The sequence below is a fragment of the Marinovum sp. PR37 genome, assembly GCF_028807375.1.
GTDB classification, from domain to species: Bacteria; Pseudomonadota; Alphaproteobacteria; order Rhodobacterales; family Rhodobacteraceae; genus Marinovum; species Marinovum algicola.
The window spans coordinates 66510-79434 of record NZ_JARAML010000012.1 but is presented as its reverse complement, the minus strand read 5'-3'; the positions used below and the strand labels follow the sequence as shown (position 1 = coordinate 79434).

The following is a 12925-nucleotide window of genomic DNA, read 5'->3' as shown; positions in this document are numbered from 1 at the left end:
AATCCCCGATAACAATATGGCGCGACCCTGCCACAAAACTCGAAAGGAGAATTTGACATCCGTCACTGCGCGGGCACCTTTATGGCATGAACGATCCATTTTTTTTCGGATACGGGTCGCTGGTCAATACCGCGACTCACGACTTTCGACAGATCCGCCTCGCCCGGGCCCGCGGATGGCGCCGCGCGTGGCGACACACCGATCTCAGACCGGTGTCGTTTCTCACCGCCGTGCCGGATAACGATTGCACCATCGACGGGGTGATCGCCGCCGTGCCGGGCGCCGACTGGCTCGCACTCGACGAACGCGAACACGCCTATGACCGGATCGCCGCCAGCCCGCAGATCGACCATGACGCGCCGCATCCGCTCGATATCGCGATATATGCCATACCGTCCGACCGTCATCGCCCGCCAAGCGACGCCAGCCCGATTCTGATGTCCTATCTGGAATGCGTGCTTCAAGGCTATCTGCATCGCTTCGGGGTTGAGGGTGTCACCGGCTTTGTCGCTACCACCGACGGCTGGGAGGCGCCGATCCTCGATGACCGCGCCATGCCGCGCTATCCGCGCCATCAGGTATTGGCCGCCGAAGAGCGCACGATGGTCCGCGATGTGCTCACCGATGCCGGGGCCCGTATCCTGATGAGCCTCGCATGATCTCGAAACTGCTGTACCTGGCCCAGCACATCTGGCGAACGCTCTGGGTTCGGGTGGTGCTGATCTCGGTCTTCTCGCTTCTGGCGCTGGCAATCGCGCCGCTGTTGACGCCCTTCATCCCGGAAAACATCCGGCTCCAGCTTGGCCGCGAGGCGGTGCTACCGGTGCTGACGATCCTGGCCAGTGGCATGCTGGCGGTGACGACCTTTTCGCTCAACGTCATGGTCTCGGCCTATCGCGCCGCCTCGTCGATGGCGACGCCGCGCGCCTATCGCCTGCTGCTCGACGACACCATCACCCAATCGGTGCTGGCCACTTTTGTCGGCGGCTTCGTCTACAGCCTGAGCGCGGTGATCCTGTTTCACGCCAAGGTCTATTCCGAAGATGCCGCCGTGGTGGTCTTTGCCTTCACCATGGTGGTCGTCACGCTGATCGTGCTGGCGATCCTGCGCTGGATCGACCACCTGTCACATCTCGGCAGTATGGATCATACGCTGCAAATCATCGAGAAACGCGCCCGCGAGTCGATGCATGCCCGCGCCCGCCGCCCCTCGCTCGGCGCGCGCCGCATGCTCGACGACGACGTCGTGCCGGACACCGCCGGCAGCATCTGTTCGCGCAAGAGCGGCTATGTCCGCTTTATCGATGTCGCGCGGCTCAACGAACTGGCCGAGGACACCGACTCCCAGGTCTTTGTCACCAGCGTGCCGGGTGAATTCGTTCTGCGCGGCTCTGTCATCGGCACGCTGTCGCGCAGCGACGCGGACCTGCGCTCACGCGCCGCCCGCGCCTTCGACATCGGCGACGTGCGCACTTTCGAGCAGGATCCGACGCTGGGGCTCACCATCCTCGCCGAAACCGGTCAGCGCGCGCTTTCGCCCGGGATCAACGATCCCGGCACCGCGATCGAGGTGCTCGGCCGGATCGAGCGGCTGCTCTGGGAGGAAGTCCCGAACGAGCCGCAATCCGAAACGGATTACACGCCGACCTTTGCCCGGGTCTCGCTGCCGGTGGTGCGGGCCCGTACCCTGCTCGATTGCGCCGTTCTGCCGATCTCGCGCGATGGCGCTGACAACCCCGACGTCACCCAGCGGATATACGAGCTGCTCAGCCGGATCTCGGCGCATCCGAATTCCGCCATGGCCAAGGCCGCCGCCGACATCCGGGATCAACTCGGCAGCCGCTAGCCGCGCGCCTGCCCCGCGCCGGTGGCGGCGCGCCAATGCTTGCGGCAGAGGCTCACATAGGTCTCGTTGCCGCCGATCTGAACCTGGGCCCCCTCGGTCAGCACCTCGCCCTGTTCGTTCTGCCGCACCACCATGGTGGCCTTCTTGCCGCAATGGCAGATGGTGCGCACCTCGCGCATCTCGTCGGCCAGCGCCAAAAGCGTGGCCGAGCCGGGAAAGAGCTGGCCCTGGAAATCCACCCGCAAGCCGTAACACATCACTGGCACCTTGAGGTCATCCACCACATGCGCCAGCTGCCAGACCTGTGCCGGTTCGAGAAACTGTGCCTCGTCGAGGAAGATACAGGCCAGCGGCCCCTCGGCCAGACGCGCCTCGACATGCGCCAGCAGGTCCTCACCCGGCGCATAGGTCACCGCGTCGCAGCCAATTCCGATGCGCGAGCCGATGCGTGCCGGGCCGGCGCGACTGTCAAGCTGCGCGGTCATCAGATAGACTTCCATGCCGCGTTCGCGATAGTTGTGCGCCGCCTGAAGCAGCAGGGTCGATTTCCCCGCGTTCATCGTGGAATAGTTAAAATAGAGCTTGGCCATGGCGCGATGCTATGCCGCGCCGCGGGGACGGAGGCAAGTGCCGGCCCCGCAGAAGCCACCGCGCAGACAAGCGGGGCGCCACGTCATCGGGCTGCCGGTTCCGCCGCCCGAACCGGCAGAGCTGTTGCGCTTTTCACATCGCCGGGGCTGCGCCTGCGGTTATGCGTCAAAGCCGATTGGGGTGTTTCATCGATGGCAAAAGCTGCTAAACCTCGTAATGGGAAAAAAGTCGGGGATTTCCCCGACTTCTGGGGCGAAGGCGGCAAAGCCAGGAGTGGGCATGGACAGTGTCGGAAGTTATCTCAAGAAGCACACCGAAGCGCTTGTAAAGGACGTGGGGATAGAGCCCGCCTGCGAGGTGACCGGCAAGTCGAAGGCGACGCTGGGCCGTTATTATTCCGAGCACGAGGAACATTCCGACCGCTTCATGCCGGTCGACGCCGTGGCCGCGCTCGAGGCGGCCGCCTCCTATCCGCATGTCACCGCCGCCTTGTCAGAGCTGCGCGGCATCACCCTGTCGTTTGACAACCGCCGCGACAACGCCGAACGCAGCGGCGGCGTGAATGCCGACGTGGTGGCGCTGAGCCAGCGCTTTGCCATGCTGATGACCGAATATTCCCAGTCGATCGAAGACGGCATCATCACCGTCAACGAGGCCAAGCGCATGCTCAAGGAGACCATCGCCCTGCAACAGGTGCTGATCGACATGAAGCTGCACCTCGAGGATGGCTCGCTCTAGGCGGTCAGCCGTCCCCAGAGATCGTATTCGCCGGCCTCGTCGACCTCGACGGTGACGATATCGCCCGGCTTCAACGCCTCGGCCCCTTCGTCGATGAACAGGTTGCCGTCGATTTCCGGTGCGTCCGCCATGGTGCGGCAGGTGGCAATGCCGTCTTCGTCGAGGTCATCGACGATCACCGGCAGGGTCTTGCCCACCTTGGCGGCGAGCCGGGCCTCGGAGATTTCCTGCGCCTTCGCCATGAACCGGTCCCAGCGTTCCTGCTTGACCTCGGGCGCCACATGATCCGGCAGATCGTTCGACCGCGCACCGGCAACATTCTCGTATTGGAAACAGCCGACCCGGTCGAGCTGCGCCTCGTCCAGCCAGTCGAGCAGATAGTCGAACTCGGCCTCGGTCTCGCCGGGGTAGCCCACGATGAAGGTCGACCGCAGGGTGATCTCGGGACAATCGGCCCGCCAGGCGGCGATCTCGTCCAGCGTCCGGGCCGAGGCGGCGGGCCGCGCCATGCGCTTCAACACCTCCGGATGGCCATGCTGAAACGGAATGTCGAGGTACGGCAGCAGGCCGTTGGCCGGATCGGCCATCAACGGGATCAGCTCGCGCACATGCGGGTAAGGATAGACGTAATGCAGCCGCACCCAGGCGCCCAGGCTGCCGAGATCCCGCGCCAACGGCAGGATCGGCGCCTTGACCTCGCGGTCCTTCCAGTCGGTGCCAAAGGCCGAGGTGTCCTGAGAGATTACCAGCAGCTCCTTGACGCCGCTCTCGACCAGCTTCTCGGCCTCGCGCAGCACCGCGCGCGCCGGCCGCGACCGCAACCGCCCGCGCATGTCGGGAATGATGCAGAACTTGCACTTGTGATTGCAGCCCTCGGAAATCTTCAGATAGCTGTAATGCCGCGGCGTCAGCGTCACCCCCGAGGCCGGCAGCAGATCGACAAACGGATCCGGATCGGGCGGCACCGCCCCATGCACCGCATCCAGCACCTGTTCGTATTGATGCGGTCCGGTGACGGCCAGAACCTTGGGATGCACCCCGGTGATATACTCGGGCTCGGCCCCGAGACAGCCGGTGACGATCACCTTGCCGTTCTCCTGCAAGGCCTCGCCGATCGCCTCCAGGCTCTCGGCCTTGGCGCTGTCGAGAAAGCCGCAGGTGTTGACGATCACAGCATCTGCGCCGGCGTAATCCGGCGAGATGCCATACCCCTCGGCGCGCAGCCGCGTCAGGATGCGCTCGCTGTCAACCAGCGCCTTGGGGCAGCCGAGCGAGACCATGCCGATGGTCGGCCCGCCCCGGCGGGCCTGCGCCTCCGGCAGGGTCATATGGGCAAGATCGGGGCGGAGGTTGGGCGGATTGGATGTCATCCGCGCGCTATAGCCGAGCGCGGCGGCCGTGGGAAGAGGCGCTACTCGCCCTGCATCTCCAGGGTCAGCGCCTGCTGCGGCACCGGCAGATCATCGATCCTGAGCGGATAAGTGGGCTTTGACAAGCGGTTGCGCACCACCCAGATCAGCCGCTCCTGCGCCCGGGTGATCGCCACATAGGCCAGACGTTTCCACAGGGGCTGGCCGGCCTCGACCCGGCCCATCCGCGCGGCGACAAAAAGATCGGGGGCAAAGACCTGCACCGAATCCCATTGCGAGCCTTGCGCCTTGTGGATCGTCACCGCTGCTCCGTGCAGAAAGGTGGCGCCCATCCGCGCGGCAAAGGGGATAAAGGGCTCTTCCTCGTCGAGCATCTCGATCTTGACGATCGAGGCGGCCGAGACCCGCGGATCCTCGGCCCCCATTACGTGCAGGCGCGAAAATCCGGGCCGCTTGCCCTCGCCCAGAAAAATCACCTGTGCGCCCTTGATCAGCCCGCGCGCCTCGAGGTCGAGCCGCTTCTTGCGGTGTTTCAAGGGCAGCTCGATACCGTCGCAGATCAACGGCTCGCCCTCGAGCAGCCGGTCCTCCGGCGCGTCATGCACTTTGCGAAAGGCGTTGATCAGTCGGATCCGCGTGGCATTGCGCCAGACCAGCACCGGCGAGCGCGCCATCAGATCCACCTCGACCCGCTGGCCCCAGACCACCCGCTCGTCGGCTCGCGCCTTATCCTCCACCATCCGCTCAAAATCGTGGAATTCGAGCTGCGGATCAGCCAGCGCATGCGCCAGATCGAGAATCGGATTGTCCGCCTCCTGACGGTGAATGCGGCGCAGCGACAGAACTTCCGGTTCGGCCAGCTTGTCGAATACCATCGTGCCGGACTGGTTGACCGGCGCCAGCTGCGCCGGATCGCCGAACATGCAGAGCGTAGGAAAAATCTCGCGCAGATCCTCGTATTGCCGGTCGTCCAGCATCGAGGCCTCGTCAACGAAACCGATGTCGAGCGGCTCGTCCCGCCGCTTCCAGCCGGTGATGAAATCCGAGCCGCGCAGCCCGGCCGCCGCCAGCGCCCCGGGGATCGAATTGTTCGACTGATAGAAGGTATGGGCTCGGTCCAGTGCCGCCTCGGTCAGCCCCTCGATCTCGGGTCGCTCGCCCTGCCCGGCCAGCCATTCGGCAATGCGCTCGTACTCGGGGTCATAGACCGGGGTATAAAGGATGCGGTGGATCGTCGTCGCCGGCACGCCGCGCATCCTGAGCACGCTGGCCGCCTTGTTGGTCGGCGCCAGAATTGCCAGCGTGCGCCGGTCCTTCTTGCGCTTGCCCTCCCAGTCGCCCGAAACGATATCGACGCCGGCCTCTTTCAGCGCCTTGTAAAGCTCGGCCAGCAGCAAGGTCTTGCCCGAGCCGGCCTTGCCGATCACCGCCAGCACGCCGGATCGCCCCTCGCGCGGCGGCGCCACATGGCCCGCGTCCAGATCCACACCCACCCCGCGCAGCGCGGCGCTGACGCGGTCAAAGGCTTCGGCCTGGTCTTCGGAAAATCTCAGCGCGGGCAAGGTCATGCGCGGACCCTACAAGCCCCGCCAAACAAGCACCAGAGCGATAGAGCCGCCGCTCCCCTGCTTCTTCCGCTCACAGCTACCGTGAAGGGCGACCGCGCGTCGGGGAACAGCGTTCCCCAAACGCTGCCCGCCTCAGGCGCTGACCGCCAGAGGTGGCGGGCCGCCAAAGGCCCGGTCGAACCAATGCGCCGATTGCGCCGGCGAAAGTCCCGCGCTCGTCGCCACCTGCGCCCGCGCGGCTTCCGAGAATTCCCAGAGCCCGACGCTGACCCGCTTCCGACCGGTGCCGGCGCTGCCCAGCACCTCGGGCGAGGCGCCGATCCGGCGATAGATCCGCACCATGCGCGCATCGAACACCCCGACAAAATGGCGCAGGCCAAAGTTACGCATGATCTCGCCGCCTGCCAGCATCAGCGCGGCCGCCACTTGCCCGCCCGCACCTTGCGACAGGCAGAAGCGGGTGCATTCCCAGATCAGCGGACTCTCGATCCGCCCGCCGCCGGTCAGATGGGAAAAATGATCGTTCACCATGGTTCGACCGGTGGTTGGCAAAAACCGCATCGAGCCGCCATGGCCACCATCGGCCGACTGCCAGAGCACGTAAAGCGGATGCTCGCCATCATAGGCATCGCGCTCCTCTCCCTGGCTATCCACCGTCACATTCCAGCCCAGCCTCCGGCCGAATTGATCGGCCCGGTCGCGGAACATCTCGTGCTGCAAGTCAGGCTCGCGGGCCAGCTGGTCGGCATAAAGGTAACGGATCATCGCGCCTCTCCTCTCGTGTCTCGAGAGAAGGCTGCGATCTCCGCCGTTAAACCTGCCGGACCAGAGCGTTGCCCGGATTAACCCTCAGACAACGATCAACCCCCGACTGAGCGCGCGGGCCACCGCATGGGTGGTGTTCAGCGCCCCGAGCTTGAAGCGCGCGGATTCGATATAGACCCGCAGCGTGTGTTCGGAAATCTCCAGCGCTTTGGCCGCCTGCGCCCGGCTGTAGCCCACCGCCAGCAGGGTCATCGCATCCACCTCTCGCGGGCTCAGCGCATGTCCCTGTTCCGGCAGGCGCCCGGGTTCGAACTCGAGCGCCTTCTGATTGAAGAAATGTGCCACCAGAATGAGATCGCGCCGCGAGGAGACGCAGAATTCCGCCCAGGCCTCGTCGTCGCAGCTGTGGCTTACGGTAAACAGCGCGAACTGCCCGTTGGGCCCCCGGATCGGGATCGAATATCCTTGGTTTCCGACGCCGTAAGCAATCGCTTCCTTCTGGAAGGCCCGCGCGGCCTTGGATGACCAGTCGAGCTGTTTCCAGTCTACCGGGTGGAACCGCTGAAAACAGCCCAGCACCACCGGATCGATCCGCAGATAGCCCTGATCGAGGTAACGTTGGACCCAGGCCGGATCATAGGTGCCGCAGCCGTATTGGTCGCCGTTGCCGTTGACCCAGTGATAAACCAGATGATTGACGCCGAATGCGTCGCGCAGCTCGGTGATGAAATCCTGTAACGCCTCAAGCGCGTCGGATTGCTCCAATCGCCTGAGCACCATGTCCAGTTTCGGCTGTGCCGCCTCGAACCCCAATGCCCGTCCCCTCCGTGCACGACGCCTGCTCGGCCATCGCAACGATGCGCGCATCGTCGAGCTGTTCGGCCAGGGCCGGCAGCCCGTTGGACAGGGCGAAGGTTTTGAGGTCGGCCAGTACGTCGAGTATCCAGTCGTGTTGCATTGTTAACTCTCATTTCGATTGGTTAACGAAGGATTAAAGCAACTCTACCACGACGCGACTTTCCAGAAAATTCACGCATTTCAACTCCCCCAAAACAGCGAGGCGGAAAATGCGAAGCACTTGAAACAAGACATGCGGGCCTCCGAACGCATTGCGGCCCGCAGCGCCCTCTGGGGGCAGCGCGGGCCGCAGCCTGGGGTTTCGGCGGGCCTCAGCCCTTCGGGCCGGCCTCCAGCGCGTCCTCGAAGGTGCGCAACCCGGTCCGGGGCGCCTGCACCAGCACCGACATATTGCCCGGCTTGTGCTCGTTGCGCCGCATCTTCATATGCGCCGCCGGCAGGTCGTTCCATTCGAAGACTTCCGACATGCAGGGATCGAGCCGCCGCTCGAGCATCAGCTTGTTGGCTGCCGCCGCCTGTTTCAGATGGGCAAAATGCGAACCCTGAAGCCGTTTCTGGTGCATCCACATGTAACGCACGTCAAAGGTCAGGTTGAAACCTGTCGTGCCGGCGCAGATCACCACCATGCCGCCCTTTTTCACCACGAAGGTCGAGACCGGAAAGGTCGCCTCGCCGGGGTGTTCAAAGACCATGTCGACGTTCACGCCCTTGCCGGTGATGTCCCAGATCGCCTTGCCGAACTTGCGCGCTTCCTTGAACCACTCGGCATATTCCGGCGTGTTCACCGTGGGCAGCTGGCCCCAGCAATTGAAATCCTTGCGGTTGAGCACGCCCTTGGCGCCGAGGCTCATGACGAAATCGCGCTTGCTCTCGTCCGAGATCACGCCGATGGCATTGGCGCCGGCGGTATTGATCAGCTGGATCGCATAAGAGCCGAGGCCGCCCGAGGCGCCCCAGACCAGCACGTTCTGGCCCGGCTTGAGGTCATGCGGCTCGTGGCCGAAGAGCATCCGGTAGGCAGTGGCCAGCGTCAGCGTGTAACAGGCCGCCTCTTCCCAGGTCAGATGCTTGGGCCGCGGCATCAGCTGCTGCGCCTGCACGTTGGTGAACTGGGCAAAGGAGCCATCCGGCGTCTCGTAGCCCCAGATCCGCTGGCTGGAGGAATACATCGGGTCGCCGCCGTTGCATTCCTCGTCGTCACCGTCGTCCTGGTTGCAGTGGATCACCACCTCGTCGCCGACCTTCCAGCGCTTGACCTTGTCACCCACTGCCCAGACGATGCCCGAGGCATCCGAGCCGGCGATGTGATACGGTGCCTTGTGGCCGTCGAACGGGCTGATCGGCTGGCCGAGCGAGGCCCAGACGCCATTATAGTTCACGCCCGCCGCCATCACGAGAACCAGCACTTCGTTGCTGTCTAGCTGCGGCACGTCGACGACTTCGAGCTGCATCGCCGTGTCCGGCTCGCCGTGGCGTTCCTTGCGGATCGCCCAAGCGTACATCTGCTTGGGCACAAAGCCCAGCGGGGGCATTTCGCCCAGTTCATACAGGTCCTTTTCAGGCGCCTCATAGGCGGCAATGCCGCCGTGCGTGTCCAGTGCCATAGGGGCCTCCTTGGTCAAATCGTGCCGCAACGCAGAATCGCGGGCTGTTTGTATGAAATACGCACGGCTGCGCAACATTGCAACACACAATGTCGCAGTTTTGTAATTTTATAACCGAGCCGATGCAGAAATTTACTGTGCAGCCGCAGAACCCGACAGTTCCAGATGGGCGATGGAATTGGCGTAGAAATGCACCGCATCGGCCTGTTCGGGCAGCATCTGATAGCCCTCGGGCGTTTCGCGGATGAGCTTGCGGGTAAGCATGCCGGCGATCCCGGCCTGCACCAGATCGCCCGTGTCCCTTGGCGCGATGCCTTCGGCGGCGGCGGTGATTTCGGCCATGCTGCGCGCCCTGCCGTCACGCAGCACCTGCGCCACCAGAGGCACCGGCAGCACCGGCATTGCTTCCGCGATCCGGCCCATCAGAAGCGCCGCCAGCGCTTCCGGCCTGCGGCCCCGCTCGCGCACGAAATCGCGCAGGCCCAGCGGCGGGCCAAAGCTCACTGCGGCGCAGCCGAACCGGCGAAAACGGCCGGTGATGCGCAGCCAGACATGCCGGCCGAGAAAGGCCAGGGCCTCGCCCAGCTTGCCGCGAAAGCGCCGCTCACCGGACTGGCCGGCGGCGATCAGCACCCGGTCCTCGAGCACCCGGTCATAATTTAGCGCCACCGGCACAAAGACCACGTCGCGCCCCTCGGCATCCCAGCCATCGACGATGTATTTCAACAGCCCCACCCGGGGCGGCGCCAGCGCGCCATCTAGGCTCAGCCCGCCCTCGGGGAACATTGCCTGATTGATGCCGCCCGCCGTCGCCATCGCCACGTAACGCGCCAGCACCCGGCGATAGAGATCGTCGCGCGACTTGCGCCGGATGAAATAGGCCCCCATCGACCGGATCAGCCCCGAGAGCGGCCAGACCCGCGCCCATTCGCCCACCGCATAGGCCAGAGCCGAACTTTCCGCCGCCAGGTAGGTGACCAGCACGTAATCCATGTTGGAGCGGTGATTGATCACGTAGACCACTGTCGCCTGTGGATCGATCTCGGCCAGCGCCCCCCTGTCGGCGCGGTTCAGCCGCACTTCGTAGAGCGAGCGCGACAACCAGCGCGCGGCCCGGATGGCAAATCCGAAATAGGCGGTGGCCGAAAACGACGGCACGATTTCGCGGGCATAGTCGCGCGCCTTCTCGAAGGCCACGTCTTCTCGCACCCCCTGTTCACGGGCATAGTCGACGATCGCCTCGGTCACCTGGGGGTCATAGACCAGCCGCTGGATCATGTCGGTCCGCCGCGCCAGCTTGAACGGATGGATCGGCCGTTCCAGCCGCTCGTTGATGCGGGTGACGACCCGTTCCATCCTGCGGCGCAGAAACCAGCGCACCGAAGGAAAGAGAAAATGCGAGGCGAAGGTGATCGTTGCGAAGGCAAGGATCAGCAAAAACAGCCATATCGGGATTTGGACAGTGCCTGACATGGCGCGACATTTGCATTTTGCTGCATTTGCGTAAACATAAGTCGCACGCCGCAACGCAGCGAATTGACAGCGCCATATTCTTTCGCTTATCACAGCCAGAACGAAACAAAGTTGCGCACCCGAATCGAGAGGCCGATATGACCGAAACCAAGACAGACCGTCCCTGGCTCATCCGTACCTATGCGGGCCACTCCACCGCCAAGGCCTCGAACGCGCTCTATCGCGGCAACCTCGCCAAGGGGCAGACCGGCCTCTCCGTGGCCTTCGACTTGCCGACCCAGACCGGATACGACAGCGATCACGTGCTGGCGCGCGGTGAAGTGGGCAAGGTCGGCGTGCCGATCTGTCATCTGGGCGACATGCGCACGCTCTTCGATCAGATCCCGTTGGAAGAGATGAACACCTCGATGACGATCAACGCCACCGCCCCCTGGCTGCTGGCACTTTATATCGCGGTGGCCGAGGAACAGGGCGCGGACACGGCGAAACTGCAAGGCACGGTGCAGAACGACCTGATCAAGGAATACCTGTCGCGCGGCACCTATATCTGCCCGCCGAAACCCAGCCTCAAGATGATCGCGGATGTGGCCGAATACTGCTACACCAACATCCCCAAGTGGAACCCGATGAACGTCTGTTCCTATCATCTGCAAGAGGCCGGCGCGACGCCCGAGCAGGAGCTGGCCTTTGCGCTTGCCACGGCAACGGCGGTGCTCGACGAGCTGAAGCCGCGCATCCCGGAAGAGGATTTCCCCACCGTCGTCGGCCGCATCTCCTTCTTCGTCAACGCCGGCATCCGCTTTGTCACCGAGATGTGCAAGATGCGCGCCTTTGTCGACCTTTGGGACGAGATCTGCGCCACCCGTTATGGCATTACCGATCCCAAGATGCGCCGCTTTCGCTATGGCGTGCAGGTCAACAGCCTCGGCCTGACGGAGCAACAGCCGGAAAACAACGTCTACCGCATCCTGATCGAGATGCTGGCGGTGACGCTTTCGAAAAAGGCCCGCGCCCGGGCGGTGCAATTGCCCGCCTGGAACGAGGCGCTGGGCCTGCCCCGCCCCTGGGATCAGCAATGGTCGATGCGAATGCAGCAGATCCTGGCCTACGAGACCGACCTGCTGGAATTCGACGATCTGTTTGACGGCAACCCGGCGGTCGATGCCAAGGTCGAGAAACTGAAGGACGGCGCCCGCCACGAGCTGGCCAATCTCGACAGCATGGGCGGCGCGGTCAGCTCGATCGAATACATGAAGTCGCGGCTGGTCGATGCCAATGCCGAACGTTTCGGCCGGATCGAAAGCAACGAGACCACGGTGGTCGGCGTCAACAAATGGACCCAGACCGAACCCTCGCCCCTGATGACCGCCGATGGCGGGATCATGGTGGTCGATCCGGCGGTGGAACAGGAGCAGATCGACCGCCTTGCCGACTGGCGCAACACCCGCGATGCCGCGGCGGTCGCGGCCGCGCTGGCCGATCTGCGCGCCACCGCGCGGGACGGCGGCAACATTGTTCCGCCATCGATCGCAGCGGCCAAAGCCGGGGTCACCACCGGCGAATGGGCGGCCGAGATGCGGCGGGCCTATGGCGAATATCGCGGCCCCACCGGCGTCTCGCCGTCACAATCCAACCGCACCGAAAACCTCGACGATCTGCGCAGCGCGGTGGGTGCGGTCAGCGACCGGCTGGGCCGCCGGCTCAAGTTCCTGGTGGGCAAGCCGGGGCTTGACGGGCATTCCAATGGCGCCGAACAGATCGCCTATCGCGCCCGCGATTGCGGCATGGACATCTCTTACGAAGGCATCCGCCTGACGCCCGAGGAAATCGTCGCCGCCGCCGAAACCGACAGGGCGCATGTGGTCGGACTCTCGATCCTCTCGGGCAGTCACATCCCGCTGGTCGAGGACCTGATGGACAGGATGCGCGCCGCCGGCCTCGGGAATGTGCCGGTGATCGTCGGCGGCATCATCCCCGACGAGGACGCCCGCAGGCTGCTGACCATGGGCGTGGCGCGGGTCTATACGCCCAAGGATTTCGAGCTCAACACCATCATGGCCGATATCGTCACCCTAGCCGATCCACAGTCGGTGGCGGCGGAATAGCCGCCGA

Annotated in this window: 12 protein-coding genes; 4 read left to right on the top strand and 8 right to left on the bottom strand. The window is 64.3% G+C overall.

Annotated elements, in window-relative coordinates; all coding sequences use genetic code 11:
- Positions 1-86: 86 nt before the first annotated feature.
- Entirely contained in the window at positions 87-659 is a 573-nt protein-coding gene (locus PVW49_RS11945; protein WP_048532648.1) for a gamma-glutamylcyclotransferase, read from the top strand.
- Entirely contained in the window at positions 656-1846 is a 1191-nt protein-coding gene (locus PVW49_RS11940; RefSeq protein ID WP_274590617.1) for a DUF2254 domain-containing protein, read from the top strand. Before PVW49_RS11945 ends, PVW49_RS11940 begins: the two co-directional genes overlap by 4 nt.
- Here PVW49_RS11940 and PVW49_RS11935 read toward each other — a convergent pair.
- Entirely contained in the window at positions 1843-2436 is a 594-nt protein-coding gene (locus tag PVW49_RS11935) for a thymidine kinase (protein WP_274590616.1), read from the bottom strand. The two genes, PVW49_RS11940 and PVW49_RS11935, sit on opposite strands and share 4 nt — an antisense overlap.
- Before the next feature lie 280 nt (positions 2437-2716).
- On the opposite strand from PVW49_RS11935, the gene PVW49_RS11930 reads away from it, so the two are divergent.
- Positions 2717-3175 carry a hypothetical protein gene (locus PVW49_RS11930; protein ID WP_048532651.1) on the top strand — a complete coding sequence of 153 codons (459 nt, stop codon included), beginning with the start codon at positions 2717-2719 and terminating at the stop codon, positions 3173-3175.
- Here the strand turns inward: PVW49_RS11930 and rimO are convergent.
- The 7 genes from rimO to PVW49_RS11895 form a co-directional block, all read right to left on the bottom strand.
- The gene (gene rimO, locus PVW49_RS11925; protein WP_274590615.1) at positions 3172-4545 is read right to left on the bottom strand and encodes a 30S ribosomal protein S12 methylthiotransferase RimO; all 1374 of its coding nucleotides are present in this window, start codon (positions 4543-4545) and stop codon (positions 3172-3174) included. The genes PVW49_RS11930 and rimO overlap by 4 nt on opposite strands.
- A gap of 41 nt (positions 4546-4586) precedes the next feature.
- Positions 4587-6113: an ATP-dependent DNA helicase gene (locus PVW49_RS11920; RefSeq protein WP_074836368.1), complete on the bottom strand. Its 1527-nt coding sequence runs from the start codon at positions 6111-6113 to the stop codon at positions 4587-4589.
- 132 nt (positions 6114-6245) lie between these two features.
- Positions 6246-6878 (bottom strand): acyl-homoserine-lactone synthase, encoded by a 633-nt coding sequence (locus tag PVW49_RS11915; protein WP_274590614.1) that lies wholly within the window; start codon positions 6876-6878, stop codon positions 6246-6248.
- A gap of 84 nt (positions 6879-6962) precedes the next feature.
- Positions 6963-7658 (bottom strand): helix-turn-helix transcriptional regulator, encoded by a 696-nt coding sequence (locus tag PVW49_RS11910; RefSeq protein WP_048532655.1) that lies wholly within the window; start codon positions 7656-7658, stop codon positions 6963-6965.
- The gene (locus PVW49_RS11905) at positions 7621-7836 is read right to left on the bottom strand and encodes a hypothetical protein (RefSeq protein ID WP_048532656.1); all 216 of its coding nucleotides are present in this window, start codon (positions 7834-7836) and stop codon (positions 7621-7623) included. The genes PVW49_RS11910 and PVW49_RS11905 overlap by 38 nt, the downstream gene beginning before the upstream one ends.
- Before the next feature lie 211 nt (positions 7837-8047).
- The gene (gene ccrA / locus PVW49_RS11900) at positions 8048-9340 is read right to left on the bottom strand and encodes a crotonyl-CoA carboxylase/reductase (protein ID WP_074836364.1); all 1293 of its coding nucleotides are present in this window, start codon (positions 9338-9340) and stop codon (positions 8048-8050) included.
- Positions 9341-9472: 132 nt separating this feature from the next.
- Positions 9473-10813 carry a 1-acyl-sn-glycerol-3-phosphate acyltransferase gene (locus PVW49_RS11895; protein ID WP_074836362.1) on the bottom strand — a complete coding sequence of 447 codons (1341 nt, stop codon included), beginning with the start codon at positions 10811-10813 and terminating at the stop codon, positions 9473-9475.
- Positions 10814-10950: 137 nt separating this feature from the next.
- Here PVW49_RS11895 and PVW49_RS11890 point away from each other — a divergent pair, with 137 nt between their 5' ends.
- Positions 10951-12918, top strand: a complete 1968-nt coding sequence (locus PVW49_RS11890; RefSeq protein ID WP_274590613.1) for a protein meaA — start codon at positions 10951-10953, stop codon at positions 12916-12918.
- Positions 12919-12925 lie beyond the last annotated feature (7 nt).